This window comes from Rhodoblastus sp., from assembly GCF_019449565.1.
In the GTDB taxonomy this organism is placed as follows: domain Bacteria; phylum Pseudomonadota; class Alphaproteobacteria; order Rhizobiales; family Beijerinckiaceae; genus Rhodoblastus.
This window is the reverse complement of the sequence record NZ_JAGRPM010000030.1, coordinates 72,853-85,844: the sequence shown is the minus strand read 5'-3', so window position 1 is coordinate 85,844 and position 12,992 is coordinate 72,853. Positions and strand designations below refer to the sequence as shown.

Sequence of the window (12,992 nt, the reverse complement as noted above, 5' to 3'; positions counted from 1 at the left end):
TTTTAATCGATTTTGAACGGCGTTGCAGAATCAACACAGTCAGAGAATTATTGATTCTGAGCTGTGGAGTTGTTGACTCAGGGGCGCTCTTTTATTAACGATCTATTAAATCTGAGCTATCTGCGATCTTTGGGAACGGCGTTCGCTGGAGCATGAACTTGCAGAGTAAATCTATGCGTAAATTGGCGCTGGCCGCCATGGTTTCGGCTTCCCTTGCGGGGTGTGGCGCAATCCCCAAAGACGGCCCTCGGGCTGGCGCGGTCACGGGCGGGGCTACGGCCCTGGTCGCCGACCCTTCGGAAAAGATCGATTATGTGCAGGTCGACCTGAACGCGGAAACGGTGAAGGCGGCGAACAAGTTCTCTTACGATTCGGTGCGCCGCTTTTCCGGGCTGGGCAAGGTCGCGGCGGATCGAGACGTCAGCATTGGCTATGGCGACGTCGTCTCCGTCACGGTGTTCGAGGCGGAGTCGGGCGGGCCGTTCCTGCCCAAGGACAGCCCGACCCGTTCGAACAATTACGTGCAGATTCCCAATCAGCAGGTCGATCGGGACGGCAATATCAACGTCCCCTATGTGCAGGGCGCCGTTCGCGTCGTCGGCCGCACGCCCAAGGCGGTGGCCGCTGAGATCACCAGCAAGCTCAAACAGCGCGCGATCGACCCGCAGGTTGTCGTGACCGTGGTTGAACATCGCGGCAACGCCATCAGCGTTCTCGGCGATGTCGGCTCGGCGACGCGGTTCTCGATGGACCCGGGCGGCATTCGTCTCAGCGGCGCGATCGCCAGGGCGGGAGGTCCAAAGAGCCCGGGTTACGAAACCGTCGTGAACCTGCAGCGCAATGGCGTCGCTCACATGGCGGATTTCCAGGCGGTGGTGCGGGATCCCGGGCAGGACGTGCCGCTCGCGCCGGGCGACGTCGTGTATCTTTCGCATGTGCCGAAATTCTATATGGTTCTGGGCTCCACAAGCCCGGGCGTCGTCGGCGGCGTCAACAACCGCCGGTTCACCTTCGAACTTGAAAATATGTCGATGACCGAGGCCCTTGCGAAGGCGGGCTGGCTCGACACGACGCGCGCCAATGCGGGCGAGGTTTTCCTGTTCCGCTTCGAAAAGCCTGCCTTGCTCAGTTCTCTGGGCGTCGATGTGAGCAGGTTCAAATCGGATCTCATCCCGACTGTTTACCGCGTCGATTTCTCGTCCGCCGAAGGGTTCTATCTCGCGAATCTTTACAACATGCGGAATCGCGACGTCATCTTCGTCTCCGAATCGATCCATTCGGATATCCAGAAGGTGCTGTCGATCGTGGCCCTTTCAAGCTATTCCGTCTTGAACGCCAGCGAGGCCGCGAACTACCTCCGCTGACCAGCGGGCGCCTCTCGCGGTCCCGGTAAATTTCATGAGCCAATGGCGGCGCCGGAGATTTCGGCGTCGCCATTGCTTTTTAGGGCGGCGCTTGTTTCGCCCTCGCTACGATGTGCGAGCGGCTATTCGCTGATGTCAGCGGCGCGCCGTGACGCCGATCGAATTTGATCCGCCTTATTGCCGGTGTCGCCCAAACATGCTGGGATCCCGGCGCGCGGCGTGCGGCGCATGAAGGCCTTGCGTGGTATGGACCGGGCCGAAGGTCGCTCGCCAACTTTCTTGCGCGGCGATGGCGCAGGCATGGCGGAGTCATAATGATGCGGAAACCGACCGGAAACGCTGACAGGAGCGCACCGAAAAGCACGGCGCGGACAACACGGCGGCAGCCTACTGTGACCAAGACCCCGCCGAAGGCGTCCGCGCCAGAAAGCGCAATTGCGGAGGCGATCCAGCCAGGCGCGCCTGAGAAGGCTGCCGTCGGCGGCGCGCTCGCACCCATCCGGCGATCGCCTCCCGTCGCCGGGTCCCTCGCCATTCCTGCGACCAATGTGGCCGTCAAATCGCTGGAGCGGAGCGTCCCGCCGCCCGCCGCCGGAACGGAAGCTGCCGACCCCCCGGCCGCGCTCGATCGCCTTCTTCACGCGGGCCTCGCGCGCTATACGATGGGGCTGTCTCCGGCGTCACTGTGGCTCGCCTATGCCGACTGGGCGTTGCATCTTCTGGCGTCGCCGGCCAAGCAGCAGCAGTTGGCGCAAAAAGGGCTTCGCAAGGCCATCCGGTTCGCCAACCATGTCGTGAGCCATGTTGTGAGCGCCGGCGGCAACGCCGCTGGCGAACCCTGCATCGAGCCCTTGCCGCAGGATTCGCGGTTCAAGAGCGAGGCTTGGAACAAGCCGCCGTTCTGCTTCTTCCAGCAATGGTTTTTGCTCAACCAGCAATGGTGGCACAACGCGACGACCGGCATCGGCGGCGTCTCGCCGCATCACGAGCAGGTCGTCAATTTCATGGGGCGGCAGGCGCTCGACACGGTCTCGCCGGTCAATTTCATTGGCGCCAATCCCGACGTTCTTCAGGCCACGCTCGCGGAGGGCGGGCAGAACCTCATTCGCGGCGCGATGAATTTCTGGGCGGACTGGGAGCGGGAGTCGGGCGGCAAGCCGCCGATTGGCGCCGAGAAATTCCGCCCCGGGGAAGCGGTCGCCGTGACGCCTGGCGTGGTGGTCTATCGCAATCGGCTGATCGAACTCATTCAGTATAAGCCGACGACAGCGGAGGTTCAGGCCGAGCCGGTGCTGTTCGTCCCGGCCTGGATCATGAAATATTACATTCTCGATCTTTCGCCGGGGAATTCTCTGGTCAAATATCTGGTCGACCGCGGCCATACGGTCTTCATGATTTCCTGGCGCAATCCGGACGCCGAGGACCGCGATCTCGGCTTCGACGATTATCTGCGCCTCGGCGTGCTGGAGGCTCTCAAGGCCATCCAGGCCATCGTCCCGGGCGAACAGGTCGATGCAGTCGGCTATTGCCTCGGCGGAACGCTGTTGTCGATCGCAGCCGCCTGGCTCGCCGAGCAGGGCAGCGAGGCGCTCAATTCCGTGACTCTCTTCGCGGCGCAGACGGATTTCACCGAAGCCGGCGAGTTGACCCTGTTCATCGACGACAGCCAGTTGAGCTTCCTCGAAGACGTCATGTGGGAGCAGGGCTATCTCGATTCCAAACAGATGGCCGGAACCTTCCAGCTGTTGCGGTCGAACGACTTGATCGGATCGCGTATCGTGCAGGAATATTTGTTGGGCCGCCGGGCGCCGATGAACGATCTCATGGCGTGGAACGCCGACGGAACCCGCTTGCCCTATCGCATGCACAGCGAATATCTGCGCCGGCTGTTCCTCAACAACGACCTGTTCGAGGGGCGCTACAGGGTCGAGGGCGGCGAACCCATCTCTCTCGGCGACATTCGCGCGCCGCTGTTCGTGGTCGCGACGGAAAAGGACCATGTCGCGCCATGGCGCTCGGTCTACAAGATCAACCTGCTGGAGGACGTCGACACGACCTTCGTGCTGACCAGCGGCGGGCACAACGCGGGGATCGTCAGCGAGCCGGGCCATCAAGGCCGCAGCTATCGCATATCGCACCGCCCTGCGGGCGCGCAATATGCCAGTCCCGATAGCTGGCGCGACGCCGCCAAGGTCGAGCAGGGCTCATGGTGGCCGGAATGGGCGGGCTGGTTGGCGCGGCAATCGCGCGGCCGCGCCGCGCCGCCTCCACTGGGCGCGAAGGACAAGGGCTATCCGGTTCTTGAGGCGGCGCCGGGGAGTTATGTGCTGCAGTCCTGAGGCAGGACGGGGCGCTTCACCGCCGAGGCTCCGTGAGACGCGCCAAGGAAACCCGAAAGCGCCGGTTGTTTGACAGCGCGCAAAGTCGAGGCGCGCGTGCAGGTCTAGCAAAGGGAGCGCAAAGCAGGGAACCCTCATGTCCGAAGTCAGAAGCCGCCGTCTCTATGTTGGTCCCGCCTTGTTCAGTTACGGCTTCCGGCCGTTCTTTCTTGCCGGCGCATTATGGGCGGTCGTCGCGGTCATGGTCTGGCTGCCGCAATATTTCGGCGAATTGACCCTCGCCAACGCCTTCCAGCCCATGGATTGGCATGCGCATGAGGCGGTGTTCGGCTTTGGCGCCGCCGTCGTGGCGGGCTTCCTGCTGACCGCCGTGCCGAACTGGACCGGGCGCCTGCCGTTGCAGGGGCGTCCGCTTCTGCTGCTCTTTTCGGTTTGGCTCGCCGGGCGTGTGGCCGTCGTTCTATCGGGCCAGATCGGCTGGGCGTTGGCGGCGCTGGTCGATTGCGCCTTTCTCGCGCTGCTTTGCGCGGCCATGGCGCGCGAAATCCTCGCGGGCAAAAACAAGCGCAATCTGCGGGTGCTGATCGTCGTCACGCTGCTGCTCGTCGCAAATGCTGTCTTTCATATCGAGGCCCATCTGACCGGCGACGCCGCCCATGGCCGGCGCTTTGCGCTCGCCGTCATCGTCGCGCTCATCATGCTGATCGGCGGCCGCATCGTGCCGAGCTTCACCCACACATTTCTGCAACGCCGCGGAGAAGGGCGCCTGCCGCAGACCTTCGCGCGCTTCGACGGAATTTGCATTGCGCTTTCGGTGGCCGCGCTGGTTGGCTGGGTCTTGGCGCCGGAAAGCAGGGCGGTTGGACTGGCCCTGATCGCCGCTGGCCTGCTGAATGTCGCGCGGCTCGCGCGCTGGGCGGGCGAGCGCGCTTCGGGCGAGCCTTTGGTGGCGATCCTCCACCTCGCATTTCTTTTCGTGCCAATCGGCTTTGTCCTGAGCGGACTGGCCGCCTTTGTTCCGGCGGTGGCGCCGAGCGCCGGAATCCACGCTTGGGGTGTGGGCGCCATCGGCGGCATGACGCTCGCCGTGATGACCCGCGCCAGCCTTGGCCATACCGGGCGCCCGCTTCATGCGGGATGGGGAACGAAATTCGTTTATGCCGCCGTGCTGCTCGCCGCAGCGACTCGGATTGGCGCGGCCCTGGCGCCGCAGGCCAGTTTCGTCCTGCTCCATGTCGCCGCCTTCGCCTGGGTGGCGGCCTTTCTGGGGTTCGCCCTCGCCTATGGCCCGGCTTTGCTGCGGCCCCGCCTTGACTGACCGCCCTCGTTTGCTGAAGAGGATCAAATGAAACTGCCCCAATTGCTCCAATTGCCTCAATTACCTTTGGGCGTCCGCGTCATGGACGAGGACCATTACGCCCTTGAGCAAATGTTCGTGCGAACGGCGGAGATCCCGGACGACGGCCTGACGGCGCATCTCGACGCCATTATCGCGGAACTCGCGGCGCATTTCGCGCGCGAGGAGGCGGAGATGGAGCGGGTCGGCGTCCCGGTCCTGCCCTGTCATCGCGGGCAACACGCCGCCTTGCTCGCCGAAGCGGAAATCCTGCGCGAATCCTTCGCGCTGGCCGAGCCGCGAATGCGCCGCCATCTGATCGGCTTCACGCTGGCGCAGAAAATGGCGAACCATATCGCCAGCGTCGATCAGATCTCATCGAGCTTTTTCGACGAAAAGCTCGATTATTCGAAAATGGAGTCCTGCGGCGCCGCTTGAGACGGCGTGAGAACAGGCGCTATTTTCCCGAAGTCGGACAAAACGTTACGAATGGAGCTCGTGCGGCGCTTCATCCGACAGTTCAGCCAATGTCTGCACAATTTCGCGGCAGTCGCGATCGGCCTTCTCGGCGTCGAGCGACGCCCGGACCTGATCGGCGAGGGGGGCGCCGTTTCGCTTCAGCCACTCGACGCGAGCGGCGTGATGGCTGGATATTTCAGCATATTTATCGGCCTTGCGGCGGAGATAGCTGCTTCTTTTGGCCTGGAACTGGATAATCTCACACATGGCTCGCCTCTCTCATTCCATGTGTGCAGTGCAGCAAAATCGGCGCCACTTTTCTCAGAAAATTCTTATTTTCATTCCTTGCCGCTTGTTTGGGCGTCTCGACTGGCCGGCGACTGCCAGGCGCCGCTCGCCTGTTCGGCCAGCCGCGCCACGACGGAGTTGGTCAAGGCGGGATAATCGGTCTTGCCCGAGCCGAGCAGCGGCAGCTTATCCATCATCAGCACCTGCGCCGGAAACATCAGCTCCGACGCGCCTTGCGCTTTCGCCGCGCTCATGAAATCGGCGCGGCTGGCGCCCGGATGATCCGTGCAAAGGATGATCCTTTCGCCCTTGCGTGGATCTGGCAGGGCGACCGTGGCGACCTTGGCGTCGGGCCAGCACGCGGCCGCGATATTCTCGACAGCCGCAAGCGAGATCATCTCGCCGCCGACCTTGGCGAAGCGCTTGGCGCGGCCCTTGATGGCGACAAAGCCGTGCGCGTCAATGGCCACGATGTCGCCGGTGTCGTGCCAGCCTTCCGGCGGCGGCTCCAGCACGCCGGGACGCTCGGCGCGCAGATAGCCGAGCATGATATTGGGGCCGCGTACATGCAGGCGCGCGCCGTCGTCGATGCCCGTGATTTTCTCCAGTTTCGGCTCCACGCCCGGACATAGCCGGCCGACCGTGCCGAAGCGGTTGAACATCGGCGTGTTGAGCGCGAGGATAGGCGAGGTCTCGGTCACGCCATAGCCTTCGAGCAGGCGCAGGCCGAACTTCTCCGCATAAAGCCGGCGGGTGGATTCCTTCACCGCCTCGGCGCCCGCGATGATGTAGCGCAGCGAGCGCAGGTCATAGGGATGGGCGGAGCGGGCATAGCCGTTGAGCAGCGTGTCGGTGCCGAACAGGATGGTGGCGTTGGTCGCGTAGATCAGTTCCGGAATCACGCGGTAATGCAGCGGCGAAGGATAGAGATAGATCGGCACGCCCGAAACCAGCGGCAGGACGAGGCCGCCTGTCAGGCCGAAGGAATGGAAGATCGGCAATACGTTGAACAGACGGTCGTCGCGGCCGAAATCGATCCGCGAGGCGGCCTGCGCCACATTGGACAAAAGGTTCCTGTGCGACAGCACGACGCCCTTTGGCGCCCCCTCGGACCCCGAGGTGAACAGGATGACCGCGCGATCCTGGGGTTTGGCCGGAACGATCGGCGCGCCGTAGCGGAAGAAAGCGCGCAGCTTGTCGAAGCTAGAGATCTTGTCGCGCAGGTCTTCCAGATAAAGGAAGTCGATTTTTTCGCCGACGCGCTCGACCAGATTTTGCAGCTTGGCCTTTTCGATGAAGGCATAGGACGTGACGATGGTCTTCACTTCCGCCGCCGCGCAGGCGGAGATGACATTGGCCGGACCGGCGCTGAAATTGATCATCGCGGGCGGGCGATTGGCGGAGACGAGGCCCAGAAAGGCCGCGCCGGCGCCATTTGCGTTGGGCAGCATCAGGCCGATGGACTGGCCCGCCGGGGCGAGCGGCGCGAATTTCTCGCCGAGCAGGCGCGCCCCGATCAGCAGCTTGCGATAGGACAGGGCGGGGGAGGTCGGGTCCTCCAGCGCGATCCGGCCCATGCCATGCTTGCGCGCCGCCGCCGCGACGGCCGTGAAGATCGTCTCGTCGAGATCGGCGGTGCGGAAGAAGAGATCGGACATGATCTCATAGAGCGCGGCGCCCGCCGCCTGACGCCGCGCCTTGCCGCGCAGATTTTCGTCCACTTTGAGTTCGACCGGCTCCAGAAAGGTCAAAGTGACCTTGTGCAGCAGGCGGCGTGGCGCCTGCTCGCGCGACAGACGCGAAAAGATCGAGGATTCCAGCCCTTCGATCCGCGCGGGCACAACCTTGCGGCCTGATTTTTCCGCGATCAGCCCGGCGCCGTCATAGACCTTCATCAGGGTGCCGGTGACGGTGAGGCGGCCCTCCGGAAAGATGATGAGGGTCTCGCCATTGCGCACGGCGTGGATCAGGCTGCGCGTCGCCATTGGCTTGGTCGGGTCGAGCGGCATGGCGCGCACGAAACGCAGGAAGGGCTTCACCCACCAGCGTTGCGCGATGCTGGAATCGATGGCGAAGACAGGATCGTGGTCGAGCACCGAGAGCGCCAGCGCCGCGTCGAGAAAGCTGACATGGTTGAGCGCGATGATCGCATTGGGACCGGCCTTGGCGATATTGTCGCGGCCCTTCACCTCAAGGCGGTAAAAGGCGACGAACAGGATCGAGAGGAAATCGCGCATTGGATTGGTCGGCAGAAACGCGAACATCCAGACTGCGCTGAGCGCCGCGACGACGGCCATCAGGCCGAACACCCCGTCGAGGCCGAGGCCCTCGGCCTGGAGCAGAGCGACGGCGAACGCGCCAACGACCATGAAGGCGGCGTTGAGAATATTGATGGCGGCGACGACGCGGGCGCGCTTTTCAATCGGCGCCCAGGCCTGCGCGGCGGAAAAGCTTGGCACGGCCAGCACGCCGCCCGCCAAAGCCATGCCGGCGAGGTCGAAGCCCACGCGCCAGGCGGCGGGGCTCTGGAAAAAGGCGCCGACGCTCAATTGCGCGGCTGCGGGCGGCATGAAGTGCAGGGCGAGGGCGAGTTCGCCGGAGAAAAAGCCCAGCGCCAGCGTGGCGATGGGCGCCGGCAACAACACGATGCGGCCGCTGCACAGGAAGGAGCCGAGCCCCGAGCCCAGCGCGACCGAAATGGCGAAGACGCCGAGATAAATGCTGACGACCATTTCCTCGCCGCCCATGCGCAATTTGATCATCGGCGGCAGGACCGAAAGCGCGATGGCGCCGAACATCCAGAACAGGCTGACCATCACGCCAGCGCGCCACAGTCGCTTGTCGGCCCACAGATCGCGCAGCAAGTCCCGTGTGGAGCGGAAGATATTGGCGTCGATGCGCAGGTCCGGGGCTTCGTTACCGGTGGGCGGAATGAACCGGCTGGCGACATAGCAGGCGAGCGCGACCAGCAGCATGGCCGCTGCTATATGGGTTGGGTCGCCGCCGTCGCGCGAGGCGAGCGCGGCCACGATGGTGCCGAGCAAAATGGCGATGAAGGTCGCGCCCTCGATCAGGGCGTTGCCTGCGGGCAGTTCAGATTTTTCGAGATGGTCGGGCAGGATGCCATATTTGATGGGGCCGAACAGTGTTGAGATGATCCCGAACAGGGCCAGCGCGCCAAAGAGCAGCGGCACGGATTGCTCGACGAATCCCGCCACCGCGACCAAAGCTGCAACGCATTCGGCCAGCTTGAGCCTTTGCGCGATCATCGCCTTGTCATATCGGTCGGCCAGCTGGCCGCCGAGGCCGGACAGGATGAAAAAGGGCAGGATGAACACCGCGCCCGCCAAAGTGATCAGGGATTCCGCATGTGGCCCCGACAATTTGTACATGATCAGAAAGATCAGCGCGTTCTTGAGGAAATTGTCGTTGAAGGCGGAAAAGAATTGCGTCCAGAACAGCGGCGCGAAACGTTTTTGGGCCAGAAGCGCGAACATCAGATTCTCCGAAAATAGAGCGTGATTAGGCCCTTGAGACGTTAAAAAAACAATCGCTCTGTCCGTGCCGACGGATCGGCGCCTATCATCGGGCGCCGCTCATGGAAGAGACGATGGCGGCCTAACTGGCGCTTTTTATCGACAGACGGCATAGATTTGGCATTCCGGTTGGCCGTAGGCCCTCCGCGTCCTTCCCAAACAGCGGTTCTGGGTCTTTCTTCACACTTTGACGGTGTGACCAAGGATCGCGCATGTCCACGGAACTCGAAAACTCGTCTGCCGCCAAAGTCAGGAGCGCGCCACGAGCCGTTGCCGGGGGCGCGCTTATCGGAATTCTGGGCGGACTGATCGGCCTTGGCGGGGCGGAGTTCCGCCTGCCCCTCCTGATCGGCATGTTCGGCTTCGGCGCGTTGGAGGCGGTGATCGTCAATAAAGCGATGAGTCTGCTTGTCGTCGCGACCGCTCTGCCGTTTCGCGCCCGCGCTGTTCCATTCGCCGAGATCGCCAGTCAATGGCCCATTATTCTCAATCTTCTCGCCGGAAGCCTCATCGGCGCATGGTTCGGGGCGGGGTGGGCGACACAATTGGCTTCTCGAACTTTGTTCCGCACCATCGCCGTCATGTTGGCGATGATTGCTGCGGTCTTGCTTGTCGGTCATGATGTTGTCTCAGCCAATGCGCTCCTGACCGGACCGGCCCAGACGGTGACGGGCGTCATCGCGGGGTTCGGCATAGGCGTCGTGGCCGCTCTGATGGGGGTAGCCGGTGGAGAACTGCTGATACCGACGCTGATCCTTCTATTCGGCGCCGATATTAAATTAGCGGGAAGCCTTTCACTGGCTGTCAGCTTGCCGACGATGTTGGTCGGGTTCGCCCGCTACAGTCAGGACCAAGCGTTTTCTGTACTCCGTCACAACGGGCGTTTCGTCCTGCTGATGGCCCTTGGTTCCGTCATCGGTAGTTTCGTCGGCGGCCAACTTTTAGGAGTCGTCTCGACGCGGGTGCTGCTACCCATTTTGGCCATGATACTAGCCATCTCCGCCCTCAAGGTCTGGCGTCATGAGTGAACATAATTTTTTGTTGCCCACACTCAAAACGAAACGAGCGAATACATTCGCCTGAGTCGCTTGGCCGCCGCGCAGCCAACGGCTATAGCTTCTCGGCGGGCTCAGCGTGGTCGGGCCGTCAGGCGGCGAGGGTGAAGTGACTGACTCGGCGCATTTGCCATGGGCGTGACGCTGCTCGCCTCGCTTGCGGGGATCGCCGCGCCGGTCATGCTCGTCACGGGCGCCGGCTATGTCTGGCGCTGGCGCGGCCTGCCGTTCGATCATGACTTCGTCACACGCATCGTCACGCGGCTAGGCGCGCCGGCGCTGGTCTTCGTGACGCTGTCGAAGACGCAATTCGCTCTATCGGATCTCGGGCGCATGGGTGGCGCGAGCCTCGCCTGCTTGATCCTCTTCGCCCTCATAGCTGCGCCCTGCCTGCGCCTCGCTGGTCTGTCGCAGCGGGTCTATCTGCCGTCGCTGGTCTTTCCCAACATCGGCAATATGGGCCTGCCGATCTGCCTGTTCGCCTTTGGCCAGCGCGGCCTTGCGTTGGCGATGATCTATTTCACGGTCACCACCATCGGCCAGTTCAGCTTCGGGCCGGCCATCGCGCGCGGCAAGGTCACGCTCGGCGGACTGTTTCGCGCGCCTTTCCTCTATGCCGCAATTGTCGCCGTGATCTGCGCCCAGATCGGTTTCGTCGGGCCGAAATGGCTGACCGATACGCTGACCATGGTCGGCAATGTCACCATCCCGCTGATGCTGCTGGGCCTTGGCGCCGCGCTGGCCGAATTCCGGGCCACCAACAAGGCGCGGCAGACGGTTCTGGCCCTGTCGCGGATCGGCATGGGCGTCGCGGGCGGCGCTTTCATCGCGTGGCTGTTCGGCATGAGTGGAATCGAACGCGGCGTGCTGATCGTGCAAAGCTCCATGCCGGTTGCGGTGTTCAACTATCTTTTTGCGCGCATGTATGGCGCCGATCCGGACGAGGTCGCCGGCCTCGTGCTGCTCTCGACGCTCGCCTCTTATGTCACGCTGCCGCTGATCGTCGCTTTCGCCATGAGCTGACCGGCGCGCTCCAGTTCTGCGAGCTTTTTCCGCAGCGCGCGGCTTCGCCGCAAGTCGCGAGCAAGGCTTGGGCGAGCAGGGAAGGGGCGAGCTGTTCGAGACTCATGGCGCGCACTATTGTTCGAGACACTCGGCGCTGGGCGAAGGCCTCGCCTGGGGGTACAGTCCCTGCGCGACCTGAAAGTTGCGCATCCGCAAAAAGCGCGGGTCTTCGGATGCCGCGGCGAAAGGCGAGCGATGCGGCGCAAATTCGCGAAATTCTTCCCGCGTGACGCCCCGTCAAGACTATTTGCCCTCGTCAACGACATCGAATCCTATCCCGCTTTCATTCCCCATTGCCAGCGCGCGCGCATCATTTCGCGCGATGGCGGGGTGCGGCGGGTGGAGAATGTGTTCGGGCTCTGGCCGTTGCGACTATCCTTCATCAGCGAGGCGCATGAGAATCCGCCGCGCGAAGTGGTCGTCGAATCGCGGGACGGGGCGCTGCGCGATTTCCGCCTGCGCTGGCTGTTCGAACCCAAGGGCGAGGGCTGCCTGTTGTCCTGCGACCTCGATCTCGAATTTTCTTCCCCTGTCCTGAACGCGCTGGCGCCGCTGGCCGCCAGCGCGTTCGAGCGCAAGGCGATGGCGGCCTTCGAGCGCCGCGCCGCCGCAATGCGCCCGCAAAAGGAAAAGACATGAGCGTGAGCCAAAACCCCGACCTTCCGTTCCGCCTCGGCGTCTGGATCGTCGCCGCGCGCCCGCGCACGCTGTCCATGGCGCTTGCGCCGGTTTTCGTCGGCGCCTGTTTCGCTCACGCCTTTGCGGGCCGGGTGAATCTTGCAGCGATGTTTGTCGCTGCGCTTTCCGCCATCTGCATTCAGATTGCGACCAATCTGTTCAATGACGCCGGAGATTTCGAGCGCGGCGGTGACGGGCCGGACCGGCTCGGGCCGAAACGCGCAGCCGCCAGCGGTCTGCTCGCGCCGCGCGAGATCAAGCGCGCGGCTTTCGGCTGTTTCGCATTGGCCGCGCTCGGCGGGCTCTATCTGGCCATCGTCGGCGGATGGCCGATCGTAACGCTTGGCGCGCTTTCGCTCCTCTCCGGCTGGGCCTATGCCTGCGGTCCGGCGCCGATCTCCTACACGCCACTGGGCGAATTGTTTGTCATCGCTTTTTTCGGCCTCGGCGCGGTTGGCGGGACATACTGGCTCGCCGCCGGCGCGCTGGCGCCCGAGCCGATGCTGGCGGGCCTTTCGCTCGGGCTGTTCGCGGCGGCCGTGCTGATGGTCAATAATTTCCGGGACGCCGCCGCCGACGCCCGCGTCGGGCGCCGGACGCTAGCCATTGTCGCCGGTCCGGCCGCCGCCCGCTCCCTGTTCGCCGCCATGATGGCAGGTCCCTTCATCTTGCTTGGCGCGCTGATTGCCCTTGCGCCGCAGCGCGCGCTCTGGCTGGGCTTCGGTGCACTGCCTATGGCCTTGGCGCAGGTGAAAAGGCTCTACGCCATGCCCCCGGGGCCGGCACTCAACGCTGTTCTGGCGCGTACGGCCCAGACTCAGGCGCTTTTTGCATTTCTGCTCGGTCTCGGCGCGCTCGCCTGACCGATTGGC

10 protein-coding genes are annotated in these 12,992 nt (G+C 63.6%); 8 read left to right on the top strand and 2 right to left on the bottom strand.

The genetic code is table 11. The features are described 5' to 3' along the window. Positions 1–158 precede the first annotated feature (158 nt). The 4 genes from QZ409_RS07460 to QZ409_RS07445 all read left to right on the top strand — a co-directional run bounded on the left by QZ409_RS07460 (position 159) and on the right by QZ409_RS07445 (position 5,477). Positions 159–1,364, top strand: a complete 1,206-nt coding sequence (locus tag QZ409_RS07460) for a polysaccharide biosynthesis/export family protein (protein ID WP_296708747.1) — start codon at positions 159–161, stop codon at positions 1,362–1,364. 563 nt (positions 1,365–1,927) lie between these two features. Beyond that, positions 1,928–3,703, top strand: coding sequence for an alpha/beta fold hydrolase (locus QZ409_RS07455; protein ID WP_296708891.1), 1,776 nt, complete (start codon positions 1,928–1,930; stop codon positions 3,701–3,703). Between the two features lie 136 nt (positions 3,704–3,839). Then, positions 3,840–5,021, top strand: coding sequence for an NnrS family protein (locus QZ409_RS07450; protein ID WP_296708743.1), 1,182 nt, complete (start codon positions 3,840–3,842; stop codon positions 5,019–5,021). A gap of 27 nt (positions 5,022–5,048) precedes the next feature. Further along, positions 5,049–5,477: a hemerythrin family protein gene (locus QZ409_RS07445; RefSeq protein WP_296708740.1), complete on the top strand. Its 429-nt coding sequence runs from the start codon at positions 5,049–5,051 to the stop codon at positions 5,475–5,477. 45 nt (positions 5,478–5,522) lie between these two features. Here QZ409_RS07445 and QZ409_RS07440 read toward each other — a convergent pair whose 3' ends face one another. Both QZ409_RS07440 and QZ409_RS07435 read right to left on the bottom strand, forming a co-directional pair. Further along, entirely contained in the window at positions 5,523–5,765 is a 243-nt protein-coding gene (locus QZ409_RS07440; RefSeq protein ID WP_296708737.1) for a hypothetical protein, read from the bottom strand. A 71-nt stretch (positions 5,766–5,836) separates the two neighbouring features. After that, complete coding sequence (locus QZ409_RS07435) at positions 5,837–9,283, bottom strand: acyl-[ACP]--phospholipid O-acyltransferase (RefSeq protein WP_296708733.1); 3,447 nt, start codon at positions 9,281–9,283, stop codon at positions 5,837–5,839. 251 nt (positions 9,284–9,534) lie between these two features. Here QZ409_RS07435 and QZ409_RS07430 point away from each other — a divergent pair, with 251 nt between their 5' ends. From QZ409_RS07430 to menA, 4 genes are all read left to right on the top strand, one after another. Then, the gene (locus tag QZ409_RS07430) at positions 9,535–10,350 is read left to right on the top strand and encodes a sulfite exporter TauE/SafE family protein (RefSeq protein WP_296708731.1); all 816 of its coding nucleotides are present in this window, start codon (positions 9,535–9,537) and stop codon (positions 10,348–10,350) included. A gap of 159 nt (positions 10,351–10,509) precedes the next feature. Next, positions 10,510–11,400 carry an AEC family transporter gene (locus QZ409_RS07425; RefSeq protein WP_296708726.1) on the top strand — a complete coding sequence of 297 codons (891 nt, stop codon included), beginning with the start codon at positions 10,510–10,512 and terminating at the stop codon, positions 11,398–11,400. Between the two features lie 237 nt (positions 11,401–11,637). Then, positions 11,638–12,081: a type II toxin-antitoxin system RatA family toxin gene (locus QZ409_RS07420; RefSeq protein WP_296708723.1), complete on the top strand. Its 444-nt coding sequence runs from the start codon at positions 11,638–11,640 to the stop codon at positions 12,079–12,081. Continuing rightward, entirely contained in the window at positions 12,078–12,983 is a 906-nt protein-coding gene (menA, locus tag QZ409_RS07415; RefSeq protein ID WP_296708719.1) for a 1,4-dihydroxy-2-naphthoate octaprenyltransferase, read from the top strand. Before QZ409_RS07420 ends, menA begins: the two co-directional genes overlap by 4 nt. Positions 12,984–12,992 lie beyond the last annotated feature (9 nt).

What these genes read in the sequence shown, in the direction of transcription:
- QZ409_RS07450 (WP_296708743.1), top strand. Translation starts at nt 3,840, where the DNA reads ATGTCCGAAGTCAGAAGCCGCCGTCTCTATGTTGGTCCCGCCTTGTTC.
- QZ409_RS07445 (WP_296708740.1), top strand. Translation starts at nt 5,049, where the DNA reads ATGAAACTGCCCCAATTGCTCCAATTGCCTCAATTACCTTTGGGCGTC.
- QZ409_RS07440 (WP_296708737.1), bottom strand. Translation starts at nt 5,765, where the DNA reads ATGTGTGAGATTATCCAGTTCCAGGCCAAAAGAAGCAGCTATCTCCGC.
- QZ409_RS07435 (WP_296708733.1), bottom strand. Translation starts at nt 9,283, where the DNA reads ATGTTCGCGCTTCTGGCCCAAAAACGTTTCGCGCCGCTGTTCTGGACG.
- QZ409_RS07430 (WP_296708731.1), top strand. Translation starts at nt 9,535, where the DNA reads ATGTCCACGGAACTCGAAAACTCGTCTGCCGCCAAAGTCAGGAGCGCG.
- QZ409_RS07425 (WP_296708726.1), top strand. Translation starts at nt 10,510, where the DNA reads ATGGGCGTGACGCTGCTCGCCTCGCTTGCGGGGATCGCCGCGCCGGTC.
- QZ409_RS07420 (WP_296708723.1), top strand. Translation starts at nt 11,638, where the DNA reads ATGCGGCGCAAATTCGCGAAATTCTTCCCGCGTGACGCCCCGTCAAGA.
- menA (WP_296708719.1), top strand. Translation starts at nt 12,078, where the DNA reads ATGAGCGTGAGCCAAAACCCCGACCTTCCGTTCCGCCTCGGCGTCTGG.